Origin of the sequence: uncultured Victivallis sp., assembly GCA_944389935.1 — a bacterium.
Taxonomy (GTDB): Bacteria; Verrucomicrobiota; Lentisphaeria; order Victivallales; family Victivallaceae; genus Victivallis.
The window spans coordinates 1-16,465 of record CALXOE010000064.1; the positions used below are offsets into that span (position 1 = coordinate 1).

Consider the following 16,465-nt stretch of genomic DNA (forward strand, 5'->3'; position numbering starts at 1 on the left):
TCGTCAAGCCGCTGTCCCAATATTCGGACAATTGCTCCTCCCAATAATCTCGTCCTTCGCGTCCCATGCCGTCCTCCTATTATTCCGGTTTGTGGAAGAACATACCACACTGTCTGACTCAAATCCAGATGGGGCTGGCTGGGCGCTTACATTATTATGAAGAGAGAATGCCGTCTGGCGGTCCACCGCCAGACGGCATCACCTTTTCCTGCTCTAATCTTTTCAAAACTCTATCGCCGATATTTTCCTTTACCCATGGGGCTTGCTGGGCGCATACGTTGAAACGCAAACTGTGGCGATCCGCAATGACTTTTCCTGGGAACTTTGCCAGGGCGTCTGCCGCGGCCTGCGACACATTGGCACTGCCGATCACAAAGAGCTGACGGACTTTCCCGTACTCCCCGGCGATCAGCTGCCGTTCGCTCAGGAACCGCACTTTGTGACCAGTGAAAGCACTCTGCGCATAGAATCGATACCACTCATTCTTCATCAGCGCAGATTGGAATGCGGTCGAAACCGGACTGTACAGAATCGCAATTTCCGGCTCGAACGCGGTTGTATTCCGGATGAGCCTACTTTAGTTGGAATGTTTTTTTACCCTGTTGCAAAAATCTCTCTTAATAGACGGGTGTCAGATCTCCAAAGTAACGCGGATCGACGATTTGTCCGCCCATCTGAAGAAAGTATCCTTCCCAGCCCCTACGCCACCAACCGTCCGATTCATTAAACTGTACACAAAATCCTAAAGGAAAACCTTTGCTGGGATCGAAATCCAGAAGTTCCCATGGAATCAAACACTCGTACAAAGTGCGTCCCGGCTGGTTGTAATCGCCTTTATAGCGAAGGATTTTAATCGGGATTTCTGATATAGGGCCAGCAGCTCGTTTTTGCGTCGCACGTTGAAGGATTGCCGGATTGCCATCTGCTAGTGTAAGAACCAGATAATTAGTGAAATCAGGTCGTTCATGATGGGGGTTAAGACCCAATTGAATACTGTCGGATCTCCAAGCTGCCTGGCCTTTACATTCTATATCATGTTTATCGTCTAGAATTTCAGCACAGAATAGCAACCCCTGCCGATTCCAAGCGAATTTGAATGTGGGCAGGTAGTCTGCTGCACCAGTCCAAAAGCGGGCAAGTGCAGTGTTGCGTTTGCTGCTGCCTCCGATTTGAGAGAATTCTGGTACATTTTTCCACTCGGAGAGATCCGCATCAATTTTAACATTTTTCAAATATGGAATTCCGCGAAGGCAAAGCGGACGCCGGGAGTGGAGCGTCGTCATTGTTCCGTCAGTGTTTGAGAGTTCAATTGCAATACGATACCCTTCTGTCCACCACAATGCGTTATAACCTTTCCCGGGAACAGGATGATAAGGATCAAACGGTTCACCCGTAACTCTACCTTTGGGAACAAACACCAAAGTAATTTTCTCTCCCGGAGACAATTTTACCGGACATGACGTAGGTTCAAAGTACCAGCTTGCTGGTGCATCATTCATGAAATGAGGAGTGGCAATACCTTCAAATTCCCGTCCGGAGTTATTACAGAGTTTGACTGTGATTTCAGATTGTGTCATATTTCGGGCTCGTCCAACAATTTCCATGTCGAATGGCTTTCCCCCGAGAGGATTTTCTTCCGGCAAGATGATGACAGGATGATTGGTCGTTAGTTCTCGCCGAATCAAAGAGATTTTCTTGCCGAGAACGAAGATAGGTGCTCCTCCTACGGTCAGGAAAAGTTGTTTTCCGGAGGTAATGTCGTTGCCAAAACAATCTCGAGCCAGCATCGGTTCCGATGATTCGAGCTGAACCTCATGAAACCCGTTGAGACTCCACAATATTGTGAACGTCTTTTCATCCGAAACCCATTCTGTGATCCAAAGATGATCTGTCGGATTGGTGTTGCGGCGTATAAATTCAGGATGAGGTAACATAGAAGTCAAGGCCGCCAGTGTAACCAGCGCTGGTCGCCGATGAAATTCTGTTTCGGAAAGGGAGTGATTTTGAATGGAATCAAACTGATTGACCAAGGCGTAGCCTGCCATAAACTGACACAGGTATTTACGTTGCAGATAAACAGCATGAGTCAGCTCATCCAGCTCGATCATAGTATGGAAAGGTTGCGTAATAGAGGTTTTTTCCTCAGATTTTTTTTGGGTCAGAGCAAAATATGCATCTTCATTAACGTAAATAGGTTTATCCCCAAAGAGTTCCTTGATGGCAGCAACATCTTCCTCGTGTCCGAATTCCGGACGGCATGGACTGCGATATCCATGTACAGCAATTATATCGGCAATGTCTGATCCACCAACAATCGCCATTTTTTTAAGGAAAGAAAGATTTACGTGGGTAACTCCTGGCGTCATAAGCAGCAGGTTCGATTTAGCCGCTCGCAGATTCTGCCGTACCTGTGCAATCAGTGCGGCAAATGGGATTAAATCTGTTTCCAGCGCTGTCGGTGGCCAATTTTCAGGTTCGTTGTAGATTTCTTGGCAATAAATAAAATCTGAATAATTTTTTTCCAACTTCAGAAGCTCGTTAGTGATCCATTGCGCTTTTTCTTGAAGCTTTGCTGGCGTTTGCGGATTGAATCCAACATTGAGACATGGCCCATTAATTAACAAACCGTTCGCACGTGCCCTTTCTGCATATCTCTGTTTTTCGAACTCTCGTGAATCATACCAAGTCTGGCGAACCTTCCGAATTCCGAGTCTTGCAGCTAAATTCCAATCTGCAAAATAGTTACCACTGTAGGGCGATTTCCTGTCATATTTGCCAGAAGTTACGATGGAAGCTGGAATCACTGCGAATTGCTGCATTATTGAACCAAGATTTTTCCCTTGGTTCACAGCCTTGATACAGAGCTGATATACGCCATTCTTGTTTATTTTTTCTGCGGGGACGTGTCCTCTCAAAAGTAAAGGTTTTTCAGTCAAAGTAAAACGTTGGGAATCACTCCAAAGTTCATTGCCTTCTCGATCCTGACAATGAATTTGAAATTCTATTGGGTGGTTTACCAGTTCTGTTGTACGACATGAAAATGCGAATTCGGCATTCTGTCCGCGATCGAAAACATTATTCCCCGAAGCTGGTCTTTCCCATTTCATTTCCAATTCAACCGGGTGCAAAAAAATTGCTCGTGAGGTTTCTGAATGCTTCCAAAGCGCAGACTTGTTTCCGTCAAAGCAGTCAGATTGAGCAGGGCCATCTCCCGTGATTCTAAATTCTTTGACCACAAGGTTCTTGCAGGGAGTTGAATGAAAACTGTCCAGCGTAATACCCACCAAATTGGGAGAAAATGGCTTTTCCGGAATAAGACAAAGCGCCTCTTTGTACTCTGTCCCATCTTTGGAGATGGAGTATCGAATGGATTCTCCGTCAAAATCCGCTTTCAAAAACAAATTCTGTTCAGAACAGATCCAATTCAAATTGCTGCGAATGACGGTAAAATTGCCTTTTTTCAGATAACTTACAGCCGCATATGGAACTTCTTTTGGGTTGTTTTCCCAGCTTGGATTGAATGGCCCGAAACTAAAACGGGTACCATTTCGGGTGTCTTCTACATATAAGCCGAACCAAGTTTCCCGGGGCAGAAACCCGGTAGTTCCTACAGAGGGGCGCGCCATTCGTGTCTCCATGACAAATGGTTTTCCATTCCACTGTTGTGTCGCGGTTGCATGTGTTGCACTGTATCCCCATTTGTTGTGCCCTGTATTCAGGTTGATTATCAAATCAGCAGAAACATATAATGAAAAAATGCTTAATAAAACCAATGTTAAACAGTATCTTGCAGTATTCATGATTCGCCTATTTAATGGAAATATTATTTTGTTTAATAACACTCCAGCTGTTATCGCTGCCTATTTTCCCTTCGTATTGGTTTCCCACAAACAGTAGTTTCCCGGGAGTTTTCTGCGACAACTCATATACAAGATTCCATCCAATGAACAAATTTCCGGAAATAAATATGCGTGCATTATGGTTGGCAAGATTTAAGGCCGGAGCAGCATCATTCCCTCTCAACTTGAAAAGATTTCCAGAAATGACGTGTTCTTTGCCTCCAGTCAGAACTACAGCGGAACCTGTATTCTGTAACGTTGTTTCAAAATCGTTTCCGGAGATAACAATACGTTCTGCCTGCTGATTGGTCGCGACAATCACGCCATTGCGGAAAGTGTTTCCTTTGATAAAAATCTCCCGGGCTGTCTCCACAATGAATGTGCGCTTTTTTCCCGTTTCGGCGATGAATTGATTACCAGTAACTAGAATCTGACCATTCCCGAAATGGGTTGGACTTCCTCCGCTATGCAGCCGAACGAAATTTCCCCGCTGAGATTCCGTCCCTTCTTCGAAAATGAGAACCTGATTGTTTGAAATCAAAATTCTTTCTCCGTAGAAATAGCAACCAATTCCGGCGCAAGCGGAATTGATGGAAATATTATCAGAAATGATGACATTTTCCCCGCCTTCAGTATCATATGCCATATCATTCATGTAACGCGCTATATTTCCGGAGATTACGATATTGCGCCCTTTTGAGCCCCAGACAAGAGTAGTTCCATGTTCTGCAAAATTATTTTGAACATTGATGTCATAGGTTCCGAGAACATGATTATCCACATTGGGAGAACCAAATTTCGAGTCTCGCTTGACGATTCTGGCCGTACCGGGCGTAACGTTTGATTTTGTATCATTACTATCTCCTCCCCACCACATGCATTGGTAGACTACATTGCGACTCCAATTTCCGACGTGATTCAAGAAATCACTGCCATCAGCAACAGTGGTTAAAGTTCTGCATCGTTCAGCTTTATTGTCACGCACAATGATCCGGGAACAGTTCTTTGCATTCAATACATCAGAGAGATCTGCAAAAGCGCCATTGGCAAGTATAATATCTGAGCAATTGGTCAAAGAAAATAGAATAGGTCCTCCTGATTTATATGGGATTGCATTAGTTTCTGTTCCATTCCATGTTGCTGTTGAACAATTCTGAAAACGCAGGTTAGAGCGGTTCTTGGCAACAATTAATGGCTTATTGTGCCAAGCATATTCGAAGCAGGCTCCATCGATTGTAATATTATCTCCAGTAAGTTCAATGAAACCGGATATCTGTATACGTGTCCCGGGAGCAAACCGCAGTGTTGTATTTCCTGGAATTTTCAGATTTTGTACGATATAGTGTGCTTGGGGAATGAAGAGCTCATTTTTGCCAACACTAATTTTTTCCTGCAAAGATTCATCAACTCTCAAGGTAGTAGCATCATTCCAAGTGAGTATTGCTCTGGAGGACGAGTTATGCCATAATTCACTTTCAGAAAAATAATACTTTTGGGTTTGATTTTCTGTTGTCATCGTTAACGTTCGAAACTTGATAGGGACAACAGGTTTTGCATGATAACAGTCTACTGTAATTCCTACTTTGTCTGGGGCAAAATCTTCAGGGACATTATATTCCTTTTCGGAATACGGCATTGCCCCCATGGAAGATTCGTATCCTGCATATAATTTCCCATTAGACAGTTTTAGAGTTAGTTTGTATTCCCCTTCTGCCTGACTTGGATTTGTAAATGTTTTACGTTGCATATTACCACCATTGTCCCAGAAAATCATGGAGGGAACAAGTGTTTTGGGGATGTCCCCCCAATCTAAGTTGCAGAATCCCCATATATACCGGGTATGTTGTTTTGTATCTTCTAGGTAAATTCCAAACCAACTTTCCCGGGGGATAGGAGCTGTACTCCCTTTTTCAAGCTTCAATTCCACTGCTACCTCCAACTTCTTGGAGGAGGGGACAGGACGAGTTAGAGTACAATGTTCTCCGGCATATCCCCATTTGTTCGTTCCCTGGGTGATGCCGAATTGCACAGAAGCATAAAGCACTTCGGCAATTGATAATAATGTAATAATCGACAATATTCTATTTCTCATAATTGCCTCTTTCTTATCTTTGTGTATTCAATTTCATGTAGTCGAACTTGCTGATGGTTTTCAAATATCCGAATAAGACGGGAATAACTGCTCCGTCAATATAGCACACGTTGGTGGATGCTCCGTGATAAGGGGGCTTTCCGGCGTGAACGTTCCAAATATCGTTTTCACAAAATAGAACGTAACAACCTGATGATGGGCGTGCGGTAATTTTATAATTGAAATTATAATTGCCGGAAGAAGGTACAAATTGATAACTGCTCAAATGCGAACTTATCCAGCCATTTGACTGGATACTCCCCAATACCGAAGGATCGGATGGACACATAAATGTTTTGGGAGCAATATAACCCAATTTATTTAACAATCCGTGATTGATTTCTCGTCCCCAGCCCACATCTCGCATATCTCCCATATTCCTTGTCCATGGAATATGATCTTTATAATCCCCTGCATACATAGTAACGGCATGTCCAAGGGCTTTTAAATTATTCTGGCAACTGGTATTTTTTGCTCTCTCTCTGGCTTTGTTCAATGCGGGCAGAAGCATCGATGCGAGAATCGCGATGATCGCAATCACCACAAGCAATTCGATCAATGTGAAAAGTCTCAGCTCATAAATCTGGATACGCTCATGGTAACGTCCTTGTGTCATGATACAGCTCCTTCTATGGTTGGAATGGTTAGAACTCACAGAATGATTGAGGGTATTGTCTTGTTCTTCTTCCCAGAGGGAAGTGCTTTTTTTCTTCTTCCCGCCGAAATCCGCTTCCGATCGGCCACGGAGTGGCGGATCACCAACGGCATGTCCAGAGTGATCTGGCCTGGCGGAAGCGTCTCCTGCCGTAATTTGGCGATCAGCAGTTTGACCGTGTGAGTTACCAGTTCCTGAACCGGAAAACGCACCGTCGTCATCGGCGGAATCAGCGTCGCGGCCTGCGGAACATCATCGAAGCCGATCACGGAAATATCGTCGGGAATCCGGACTCCATTCAGATACGCCCAGCGATAGATCCCGAAAGCGGTCTGGTCATTCCCCGCGAAGATCGCTGTGATATTTCCGAGTCTCATGATCTGTTCTGTTCCGGCGATGCCTCCCTCAATGGAGTCGTCACCCTCCGCGATCATGCGAGGATCAAGCTCCTCACCATGACTTTTCAGAAATTCCGTCATGATTTGTCGGGTCGCTTCGCCGTCAGGCCGGTGGGGGTCGCGGGATGGCGAGGTGATGTAGCCGATCCGGCGATGGCCGAGATCCCAGAGGTAATTCAGAATGTTTCTGGTGAGCTGATCGTAATCAAGTCGGACCGGAATCAGTTTCTCGCGGATGTTCGTCACGACCGGCGTCGAGCCGCAGAGAATCTGCGCCTCCTCCGGCGTGATCTGCGGCAGCAGATTGATGACCCCGTCCACGAGTCCGGCGGAGAAGTGCCGCAACAGCTCCTCTCCCTTGCGATGATCGAGACCCGCCAGCCCGATCACGATCTTGTAAGAGTATTTTTCCAGCTCGGCCGCAAGCGTGTCGAGGAAGAGCGACGCACTCGGATTGCGGCACTCGTTCACCACGACGCCGATCATGCCGGTGGAGTTTCTCTTCATCGCCTGCGCATAGAACGAGGGACGGTAGTCCAGTTCCCGGATCTTTTTAAAGATCCGCTCTTTCACCGGCAGGCTGATCTCCCGCTTGCCGCTGAGCGCGTGGGATACCGTGCTCGGAGATACCCCCGCGGCTCTCGCCACATCCACGATTGTCGCCGCCTGTTTGCCCACCCTGATATCCTTTCCTGAAAAATTCTCTTTCTCATCAATCAAAACGTTTTGAAAAATAAGCTGTGATTTTTATCAAAACGTTTTGACGATCTGTTTATAATTATGGACATTTTTGATCCGTTTGTCAAGAGGGAAAATAAAAAAAGTCCGTTTTTTTCGTGTTTTTTGGGTTCTGTCGATTCCGGAGATGAGGAACTTCAGGAGTTGATTTCCTCCGGCTCGGGCGGGAAAATAACCGAGAAACAGCTCCCTTTCCCGGGGGAGCTTTCGAGCTCGATCCTGGCGCGGTGCGCGTTGGCGATCGCCTGCACCATTGCGAGGCCGAGTCCGTTGCCGGGGAGTGTGCGGCTCGCGTCGCAGCGGTAGAAACGTTTGAAGATCTTCTCCGCGTCCTCCGGGGCGATTCCGCAGCCGGAGTCGCGGACCGCGATGACGGCGGCGCCGTCCCGCTTCGAGAGCGAAAGTGTGACCATCCCTCCCGCCGGAGTGAATTTCAGGGCGTTGTCGAGCAGATTCGCCACAAGTCGCTGAATCTTAAGCTTGTCCGCCCGGATCTTGATCTCGTGATCCGCCGGAAATTTGGTTTCCAGCCGGATCTTCCGATCTTCCGCGAGTTCGCTGAAGAGAGTTCCCGCCTGCCGGACCAGCTCTGTGAGCGACAATTCTGTGCGCTCCAGCCGGTTGATGGAAGATTCGGTCCGGGTGATTTCGAGCATCTCATTGATGAGCTGCACCATCGAATCGCACTCCTCCGCGACCGCGCCGCACATTTCGCGGAAACTCTCGATGTCCGGTTTCCCGGCCGCCGTGACCTCCGCAAGTCCGCGCATGCGCGTTAGCGGCGTGCGCAGATCATGCGCGATGTCGTCGGTGACGGTGCGCAGTTCCGTCACCAATGCTTCGTTGTTTTCGCTCATGGCGTTGAATGCGTTCACGAGCTGGTCGACTTCGTCGGCCTCATGACAGAGTTTGACCCGCAGCGAGAGGTCGCCGTCGGCGATGCGCCGCGCCGCGTCACTGACCCGCTCGATGCCGGAGGTCAGTTTCCAGGCGATCAGATAACCCGCCGCGGTTCCGAAAAGCAGGACTCCCGCGAGAAACAGCAGAAAAATCCGCGTGTAGGCAGTGAGTCTCTCATCGATCCCCTGCAGAGAACTGCCCGCCTCGATGACCGAGCCGTCGAAAAGCGGCTGCTTCATAACCCGAAATTTGCGGCCGTCCTCCGTGATGGTGGAGAGTCCGGAACCCGCTCCGCCGCCGCCCTTGCGCAATTCGTTGCTTTCAAAGCCGGAGCCGTCCGGCGCCCGGAATCGGAAGTAGATGTTGTCCGACCCGAACGACTGAAGTTTATCCTCGAATTCCTTGCGCAGAAACGGCAGATTCTGCTCCGGATGCAGCAGCCGGCTGTAAGCGCGCCCGTCCGATCCGAGCCGGAATTCATAAAGCTCCTTTCCCCGGCTGCCGAACAGCGTGTAGAATTCCAGATCTTCGAGTTTGCTGCGGTAGGCCGCCAGCAGTTCGATCCCCGGCAGATGAGCTTGAAACGCAGCCAGATCGAGCTTCGGAACCTCCGGAAACGGAACCTGCTGTCCGTAGCGTGCGGTATTTTTCCCGGTCAGGTACGATGCGGTGAAATCCCGCACCGTCGACTCCAGCAGCCAGTCCGTAATCCGGAGCATGTCGTTGGCCACATAGCGCGATACCAGGAAAAACAGCAGGACGGAAGAGGCCGCAAACAGAATCAGAAACCAGAACGCCGCCTTGAACCGCAGCTTGGAAAAGAGTCTGATCCTACTCCAGAACATATCCGAATCCCCGGACCGTCCGGATCAGTTTTTTGGCGAAAGGCTTGTCCACCTTGTCGCGCAGTCGGCAGATTCTGGTCTCCACAATATTGGTCTGCGGATCGAAATTGTACTCCCAGACGTGTTCCATAATCATCGTTTTCGAGACTACCCGCCCGGCGTTCCGCATGAGGAATTCGAGCAGCGAGAACTCCTGCGGCTGCAGATCGAGGCGGACTCCGCCCCGGTTTGCCTTGCGGCTCAGCAGATCAAGCGTCAGATCCTCATAGGTCAATACCGTCGGCTCGGCCGCGGCGGTGGCCCGCCGCAGCAGGGCGTGAATTCTGGCGAGCAGTTCGACGAATGCGAACGGTTTGGTCACATAGTCGTCGCTGCCGCACTGCAGCCCCTTGACCCGGTCCTCGACCGCGTCGCGCGCGCTCAGGATGATAACGGGCACCGCGGGTTTGGTCTCCCGCAGTTTCCTGACTACGCTGAAGCCGTCGAGCCGCGGGAGCATCACATCGAAAATCCCGAGATCAAACTCCTCCTCCTGCGCCATCACCAGCCCCGATTTCCCATCGCTCGAATGCGCCACGGTGAATCCCGCCTGCTCAAGTCCTTTCCGGATGAATGCCGCAGTCTGCAGATCATCTTCCAACAGCAGTATCTTCATAAATCCGACCGCCCTCTGGTTCATGTTTCTTCAATGTACCCCGGAATCATCCGCTTTTCAAGACCAGATGAAGATAAAATCCAGATTTGTCAATCATAACAGGTAACATTTGCGCCGCAACACTTGACTTCGTCGATAAACATATTATATTGGCTTTCAAGTGAATCATGTTTTATCGTGGGGAGAGTTGAAACCATGTCGCCATATCTGGATAAACGGCGGGAGCTGGGTATCTGGCTGAAAGTGCTGTTGGCGAAATACGGCATCCGCCAGACGCAGATCGCTTCGCGGCTCGGGATCACGCGGCAGTATGTCTGCCAGATCTGCGGCGGCAAGAGTCCGCTTGCGCCGGAACACTTCAAGACGATTTATGAGATGCTTCTGGAGATGCACGCGGCCGAGGCGGATCTCCGCCGTTTCGTGCAGCTTCACGTCGATTCCAAGATCATGATCCCGTACATCGTCGGCGCCGACCTCGCCGATATCGAGATCACGCTGCTGCGCAAATTCCGCAAGCTCCCGCCCGCCCGGAAAGATCAGGTCATCATCTATATCGAGCGCTGCCTCGAATCGGATGAACCGTGATTCTTTATTTTTTCTCACCGCCCGGGGGCGGCTGTCGCAATGATTCTGTTCTTACCTCGTCCGGAAAGAATCCAGCCGGACCGGCTCCGTCAAGGATGAAATTCCTCAATTTACGGGCATGACCTGCGAAGAGTTTCCGACTGCCGCGTTGCGTTCGGAGCGTCGTTCCGGGCGGGGAGGAGTTTCAGGGCGGCTTCCAGTTGCGTATCCCGTACGGCGTCTTTCCCGTCCGGCTGGACAACGCCGGGCCGGCTCATGAGCTGGGCGTTGAGTTTCCACTGCGTCGGCAGATCGAGTTCGACCGGCACGTCCGGAGCGAGCCCGTTGCCCTCGATCGCGCGCCCGGAGGGCGTCAGATAGCGCCCCGCCGCGAAACGCAGCGCCCCGCCGTTGGCGAGCGGCAGAATCCGCAGCAGCGTTCCCTTTCCGAACGTTTTCGCCCCGACGAGTTTCGCCCGGTTGTGGTCGCGGAGCGCCCCCGCGAAGAGTTCGGCGGCGCTTGCGGTATAAGCGTTCGTCAGAATCACGACCGGGAGCGTCTCCTCCCGCAGTTCGCCTGCGACGGAACGGACGACTTCCACTTCCGGTGAATTGCGATGTTTCGCCGAAAAGATCACGCTGCCCGCCGGCAGAAACAGCGAAGCGGTTTTCGCGGCGCCGTCGACGAGGCCGCCGGGGTTGTTGCGCAGATCGATCACGAGCCCGCGGCTCATTCCCGCCGAACGGAGGGACTGCAGCGCCTTTTCCCCCTCGCCCGGCGTATGGGCGTTGAAACTGCTGATCCGGAGATAACCGATGTCGCCGTCGAGCAGGTGAGCGGCCTCCGGCGGGACAGAGCTGCGCACGACCTTTTCGCGCCGGAGTTTGACGCTGCGGCTGCTTTTTCCGTCCGACGCGAGCAGTTCGAGTTCGAGTTCGCTGCCCTCCGGACCGCGAAGCAGATCCATGCACTCTTCGAGCGGCAATGCCTCGACCGGACGGCCGTCGATGCGGAAGATCTGTTCGCCGGGGAGAACGCCCGCCTTGTCCGCGGGACCGCCCGGGATCACCGCGGTGATCAGCGCCGGAGCATTTTTCACCTTGACCGCGTCGATGCCGATGCCGGACTGTTCGCCCGTGCGAGACTCCTCGTTGACCGTGAATTCGGCCGGGGGTTCGTAGCCGGAATAGGGGTCGAGTTCACGCATCATGCCGCGCAGTGCGGCGGTGAGGAGTCGGTCGTATCCGACCTTGTTTTCGTCCACATAATGACTGTTCAGGAACTCCACAACCTGTGCGAGCATTCCGGCCTGCTCATAGGTGGAGGCCGGGTGAGCCGCCGATTGTTCCGGCAGCGGATTCGGCGATGTGCACCCGGTCAGCGCCGCCGCCAGGCACGAAATGAAAAAAAGCCCGAATCGCTTCATATGGTGTTTCTCCCTCCTTTTGTGGAATATAGTGCCTTGCCGGACAAAATCCAACTTGATAAATCAGGTTTTGCGGATTATTTTATTAGAGAGTGTCGCAACTGAACAACAATGAACCTGACAGGATGGATATCATGAGCATCTCTCCGCTGCAGAAGGCGCGTGCCGCCTACACCCCGAAACTCCCCCCCGCGCTCGCAAAGGGCGCGAAAGTTAAAGTCCATGAGGGCGCGCCGACCACGGCCGTCGCCGACGTCGACAAGATCAAGGCGATCTTCAAGACGACGTTCGGCAGCCCGGTGCTGACGTTTGAAGCCGCCGACGGCGGCGAACTCCCCGCGATCAACGTCGGTGTGATCCTCTCCGGCGGCCAGGCCCCCGGCGGCCACAACGTCATCGCCGGTCTCTATGACGGGCTCAAGTCGCTGAACAAGGGGTGCCGTCTTTACGGCTTCCTCAAGGGACCGGACGGGCTTGTGAAAGATGAGTACGTGGAACTTACCGACGCGATTATCGACGCGCACCGCAACACCGGCGGCTTCGACATGATCGGTTCCGGCCGCACGAAACTCGAGACCGACGAACAGTTCGAGGCTGCCCGCAAACATTGTGAAGCGCTGAAGATCTCCGCGCTGGTCATCATCGGCGGTGACGACTCCAACACGAACGCCTGCATGCTCGCGGAGTATTTCAAGTCGCACAACATTCCGATCCAGGTCATCGGCTGCCCGAAGACCATCGACGGCGACCTCAAGAACGAGTGGATCGAGACGAGTTTCGGTTTCGATACCGCCTGCCGCGTCTACAGCGAACTCATCGGCAACATCGGCCGCGACGCGAACTCCGCCAAGAAATACTGGCACTTCATCAAACTGATGGGTCGCTCCGCCTCGCACATCGCGCTGGAGTGCGCGCTGCAGACCCAGCCGAACATCGCGATCATCTCCGAAGAGGTCGCCGCGAAGAAGATGACCCTCGGTCAGATCGTCGATGAGATCGCGTCGGTCGTCGCGGCCCGTTCCGCCGCCGGGATGAACTTCGGCGTGGCGCTGATTCCGGAGGGGCTCATCGAGTTCATTCCGGAGATCAAGGTGCTGATCGCCGAGCTGAACGATCTTCTCGCCGCAAACGCGGAAAAAGTCGACGCGATGGAGAAAGCCGACAAGGTCAAATTCGCGCTTGAGAACCTCTCGAAAGAGTCCGCCGCCGTTTTCGCGACGCTTCCGGCCGGAATTCAGATGCAGCTCTGCAACGACCGCGATCCGCACGGCAACGTCCAGGTCTCTCTTATCGAGACCGAGAAGATGCTCGCGGAGATGGTCGCCACGAAGCTCAAGGCGATGAAAGCTGAAGGCAAATACAACGGCAAGTTCAGCACGCAGGTTCACTTCTTCGGCTACGAGGGACGTTGCGCGGCCCCGTCGAACTACGATGCCGACTACTGCTACAGCCTCGGCTACAATGCCGCGGCGCTGATCGGCGCGGGCCGTACCGGCTACATGTCGAGCGTGCGCAATACGACGAAACCCGCTTCCGAGTGGGTTGCCGGCGGCATTCCGATCACGATGATGATGAACATCGAGCGTCGTCACGGTCACGACAAGCCGGTGATCCGCAAGGCGCTCGTCGAGCTCGACGGCAAGCCGTTCCGCTATTTCGCCTCGAAGCGCGGCGAGTGGGCGAAGGAGACCGCCTACGTCTATCCCGGTCCGATTCAGTACTTCGGGCCGTCGGAGGTGTGCGATCTCGTGACCAAAACTCTGATGCTTGAACAGAGCAAATAATCCGGGCCGAACGATGGAAGAAGCCCGAATCGATATCGGATATGTGGCGGCTCTCGCCCGGCTGGAGCTTTCGGAGGAGCAACTTCCGAAGCTCCAGAAAGATCTCGACAACATCGTCGGTTACATCGCCTCGCTGAGCGAGCTCGATCTCACCGGCGTGGAGCCGACCGCGCACGCGGCCGCGCTGACGAACGTCTGGCGCGAGGATGAACCGAAGCCGTCTTACGACCGTGACCGGATGCTGGCGAATGCTCCGGCGCTGATCGACGGGGACTTGATCCGGGTGCCGCAGGTGCTGCCCGGCGAAGGGAGCAACTGACCATGGCGATTCCGGAAACGAAAGGGCGGCCGATTCACGCGCTTGCGCAGGAGCTTGCCTCCGGCGGCTGTACTGCGGTCGAACTTGTATCGACCTATCTGTCGCGCATCGACGCGGAAGACGGTGTCATCAAAGCGTTTTTGAAACTCGACCGGGAGCGCGTTCTGCGCGCCGCGGAGGAGTCGGACCGCCGTCGTGCGGCGGGGAAAACTCTGAGCGTCTACGACGGCATTCCGATCGGCATCAAGGACTGCATCGTTGCGGAGGGCGAGACCTGCTCCTGCGCGTCGAAGATTCTTGAGCCGGTGGTTTCGCCGTACGACTCGACGGCGGTGGCGCGATTGCGTGCGCAGGGATTCATCCCGTTCGGCCGTTTGAACATGGATGAGTTCGCGATGGGCTCCTCCTGCGAGAACAGCGCATTTCAGAAGACTGCGAATCCACGCGATCCGCAGCGGGTTCCGGGCGGTTCTTCGGGCGGCTCGGCGGCCTGTGTGGCCGCAAGTTTCGCGGCGGGAGCGCTCGGAAGTGACACCGGCGGGTCGATCCGCCAGCCGGCCGCGTTCTGCGGCATCGTCGGATTGAAGCCGACCTACGGGCGCGTATCGCGCAGCGGACTCGTGGCGTTCGCTTCGAGCCTCGATCAGATCGGGCCGATGACGCACGATGTGGAGGACGCGGGAATTCTGCTCGACGCGATCGCCGGGCATGATCCGATGGATGCGACTTCGCTGCCGGATCCGGCGGGCGGATTTGCCGAGGCGGCGCGAAACGCTCCGGAGTCGTTCCGTGGTGTGAAAATCGGGCTGCCGAAAGAGTATTTTGCAGAAGGCGGACTCGCCGCAGGCGTCGAAAAGGTGGTTCGTGAGAGCATCGAAAAAGCGAAGTCGCTCGGAGCGGAACTCGTGGAGGTTTCACTGCCCCACACGAAGTACGCGGTGGCGGTCTATTACATCATCGCGACTGCCGAGGCGAGTGCGAATCTCGCGCGGTTCGACGGCATGCGTTACGGGAAGCGGGTCGACGGAAAAGATCTGGTCGACACCTATTTCAAGTCGCGCGGCGAAGGGTTCGGCGACGAGGTCAAGCGGCGGATTCTGCTCGGCACCTACGTGCTTTCGAGCGGATATTACGATGCGTATTACCTGCGGGCGCAGAAAGTCCGCACGTTGATCCGGCGTGATTTCGAGCAGGCGTTCAAGCAGTGCGACGTGCTGCTGACTCCGGTTACGCCGACGGTGGCGTTCAAGTTCGGGGAGAAGAGTGATCCGCTGCAGATGTACCTCTCGGACATCTTTACGATCGCATTGAATCTCTCGGGCAACTGCGGGATCAGTCTCCCCGCCGGGCTCGATGCCGAAAGCGGCATGCCGGTCGGCGTGCAGCTGCTCGCTCCGGCCATGGGCGAGGCGAAACTGCTCGGTGCCGCTCAGACGCTCATGCGCTGAGTGTTCCGGAGAGTGAATACAAGGAGCTGTTGCAAAACCATGAGGTTTTGCGGCAGCTCCTTTTCTCATGATTCATGCGGAACTCTCTGTATGTTTTAATTTCACTTTTCCGTCAGAAATGTTTTTCCCGGCGTGGCGTGAGGGCGACAGACGGGAGAAGCAGATCAAGTGCTGTTTGAGGAAGAGAGCCTCTCCACTTCCCCCGCGTTCTCTATCCCCGAACTCCTGCCGGGAGTGAATCGGAAAAGTGACAGTTATGTCCATCGATAAGCGTTTGCCATCGATGACGTTCGGCAAATACGAAGTGTGGAGTTCGCCCCCAGAACCTCTTTACCGGCTGGAGTAACTGATACTTTCGCCGCAATCGATCACGCAGATCGGCGTGGCGAGTCCGGCGTCGTCAATGCGCTTGAATACGGCACTCCAGGAGTCGCGTCCCGAAGCCTGGTGTTTGAGTTCATGCTCGTGCCCGATGAGAGCGAGCTTCGGTTGGACCGTCTTGAGACAGAAAGCGAATCCGGGTCGGCCGTTGATCATCATCACATCCGGTTTGATCCGGGCTTTTTCGAGCAGCTCATAGGGTTGCGGATTCTGATTGTCGCCGCTGTGGGCAACGGTGATGCCGTCCGTGGTGACGGCGTAGACGCAGCAGGGAACTTCCTGATTGGGGATCTCCTGATAGCCAGGGAACGCCCGGACGAGCAGCCCGTCGACTTTCACGGCCTTTCCGAATCGTCCGTACAGATTGCGCAGGTGGGGATC

General features: G+C 53.1%; 13 protein-coding genes. 4 read left to right on the plus strand and 9 right to left on the minus strand.

Annotated elements, in window-relative coordinates; translation table 11 throughout:
- Window positions 1-154 precede the first annotated feature (154 nt).
- The 7 genes from Q0J85_RS14240 to Q0J85_RS14270 all read right to left on the minus strand — a co-directional run bounded on the left by Q0J85_RS14240 (window position 155) and on the right by Q0J85_RS14270 (window position 10,161).
- The gene (locus Q0J85_RS14240) at window positions 155-490 is read right to left on the minus strand and encodes a hypothetical protein (RefSeq protein ID WP_294482838.1); all 336 of its coding nucleotides are present in this window, start codon (window positions 488-490) and stop codon (window positions 155-157) included.
- Between the two features lie 127 nt (window positions 491-617).
- Window positions 618-3,800 (minus strand): hypothetical protein, encoded by a 3,183-nt coding sequence (locus Q0J85_RS14245; protein WP_294482841.1) that lies wholly within the window; start codon window positions 3,798-3,800, stop codon window positions 618-620.
- Window positions 3,801-3,807: 7 nt separating this feature from the next.
- Entirely contained in the window at window positions 3,808-5,931 is a 2,124-nt protein-coding gene (locus Q0J85_RS14250) for a hypothetical protein (RefSeq protein WP_294482842.1), read from the minus strand.
- A gap of 13 nt (window positions 5,932-5,944) precedes the next feature.
- Window positions 5,945-6,586, minus strand: a complete 642-nt coding sequence (locus tag Q0J85_RS14255; RefSeq protein ID WP_294482844.1) for a DUF1559 domain-containing protein — start codon at window positions 6,584-6,586, stop codon at window positions 5,945-5,947.
- A 35-nt stretch (window positions 6,587-6,621) separates the two neighbouring features.
- On the minus strand, window positions 6,622-7,701 hold the full coding sequence (locus Q0J85_RS14260) for a LacI family DNA-binding transcriptional regulator (protein ID WP_294482846.1): 1,080 nt from the start codon (window positions 7,699-7,701) through the stop codon (window positions 6,622-6,624).
- Between the two features lie 197 nt (window positions 7,702-7,898).
- Entirely contained in the window at window positions 7,899-9,506 is a 1,608-nt protein-coding gene (locus Q0J85_RS14265; RefSeq protein ID WP_294482848.1) for a cell wall metabolism sensor histidine kinase WalK, read from the minus strand.
- Entirely contained in the window at window positions 9,493-10,161 is a 669-nt protein-coding gene (locus Q0J85_RS14270) for a response regulator transcription factor (protein ID WP_294482850.1), read from the minus strand. The genes Q0J85_RS14265 and Q0J85_RS14270 overlap by 14 nt, the downstream gene beginning before the upstream one ends.
- A gap of 195 nt (window positions 10,162-10,356) precedes the next feature.
- Between Q0J85_RS14270 and Q0J85_RS14275 the strand changes: the two genes are divergently transcribed.
- The gene (locus Q0J85_RS14275) at window positions 10,357-10,746 is read left to right on the plus strand and encodes a helix-turn-helix transcriptional regulator (protein WP_294482852.1); all 390 of its coding nucleotides are present in this window, start codon (window positions 10,357-10,359) and stop codon (window positions 10,744-10,746) included.
- A gap of 110 nt (window positions 10,747-10,856) precedes the next feature.
- On the opposite strand, the gene Q0J85_RS14280 is transcribed toward Q0J85_RS14275, so the two are convergent.
- Window positions 10,857-12,152 (minus strand): S41 family peptidase, encoded by a 1,296-nt coding sequence (locus Q0J85_RS14280; RefSeq protein ID WP_294482853.1) that lies wholly within the window; start codon window positions 12,150-12,152, stop codon window positions 10,857-10,859.
- A 134-nt stretch (window positions 12,153-12,286) separates the two neighbouring features.
- Here Q0J85_RS14280 and Q0J85_RS14285 point away from each other — a divergent pair, with 134 nt between their 5' ends.
- Genes Q0J85_RS14285 through gatA form a run of 3 tightly spaced genes read left to right on the plus strand, consistent with a single transcriptional unit; the run spans window position 12,287 to window position 15,703 of the window.
- Complete coding sequence (locus Q0J85_RS14285) at window positions 12,287-13,936, plus strand: diphosphate--fructose-6-phosphate 1-phosphotransferase (protein ID WP_294482855.1); 1,650 nt, start codon at window positions 12,287-12,289, stop codon at window positions 13,934-13,936.
- A gap of 13 nt (window positions 13,937-13,949) precedes the next feature.
- Complete coding sequence (gene gatC / locus Q0J85_RS14290) at window positions 13,950-14,255, plus strand: Asp-tRNA(Asn)/Glu-tRNA(Gln) amidotransferase subunit GatC (RefSeq protein WP_294482857.1); 306 nt, start codon at window positions 13,950-13,952, stop codon at window positions 14,253-14,255.
- Window positions 14,256-14,257: 2 nt separating this feature from the next.
- Window positions 14,258-15,703 carry an Asp-tRNA(Asn)/Glu-tRNA(Gln) amidotransferase subunit GatA gene (gene gatA / locus Q0J85_RS14295; RefSeq protein WP_294482858.1) on the plus strand — a complete coding sequence of 482 codons (1,446 nt, stop codon included), beginning with the start codon at window positions 14,258-14,260 and terminating at the stop codon, window positions 15,701-15,703.
- 330 nt (window positions 15,704-16,033) lie between these two features.
- Here gatA and Q0J85_RS14300 read toward each other — a convergent pair.
- The coding region (locus Q0J85_RS14300; protein WP_294482859.1) for a hypothetical protein at window positions 16,034-16,465 on the minus strand (432 nt) is incomplete at its 5' end.

Excerpts from the sequence above, each read along its gene's own strand:
- gatA (WP_294482858.1), top strand. The coding sequence starts at position 14,258 with ATGGCGATTCCGGAAACGAAAGGGCGGCCGATTCACGCGCTTGCGCAG.
- Q0J85_RS14285 (WP_294482855.1), top strand. The coding sequence starts at position 12,287 with ATGAGCATCTCTCCGCTGCAGAAGGCGCGTGCCGCCTACACCCCGAAA.
- Q0J85_RS14280 (WP_294482853.1), bottom strand. The coding sequence starts at position 12,152 with ATGAAGCGATTCGGGCTTTTTTTCATTTCGTGCCTGGCGGCGGCGCTG.
- Q0J85_RS14245 (WP_294482841.1), bottom strand. The coding sequence starts at position 3,800 with ATGAATACTGCAAGATACTGTTTAACATTGGTTTTATTAAGCATTTTT.
- Q0J85_RS14240 (WP_294482838.1), bottom strand. The coding sequence starts at position 490 with ATGAAGAATGAGTGGTATCGATTCTATGCGCAGAGTGCTTTCACTGGT.
- Q0J85_RS14275 (WP_294482852.1), top strand. The coding sequence starts at position 10,357 with ATGTCGCCATATCTGGATAAACGGCGGGAGCTGGGTATCTGGCTGAAA.
- Q0J85_RS14270 (WP_294482850.1), bottom strand. The coding sequence starts at position 10,161 with ATGAAGATACTGCTGTTGGAAGATGATCTGCAGACTGCGGCATTCATC.
- Q0J85_RS14255 (WP_294482844.1), bottom strand. The coding sequence starts at position 6,586 with ATGACACAAGGACGTTACCATGAGCGTATCCAGATTTATGAGCTGAGA.
- gatC (WP_294482857.1), top strand. The coding sequence starts at position 13,950 with ATGGAAGAAGCCCGAATCGATATCGGATATGTGGCGGCTCTCGCCCGG.
- Q0J85_RS14250 (WP_294482842.1), bottom strand. The coding sequence starts at position 5,931 with ATGAGAAATAGAATATTGTCGATTATTACATTATTATCAATTGCCGAA.
- Q0J85_RS14265 (WP_294482848.1), bottom strand. The coding sequence starts at position 9,506 with ATGTTCTGGAGTAGGATCAGACTCTTTTCCAAGCTGCGGTTCAAGGCG.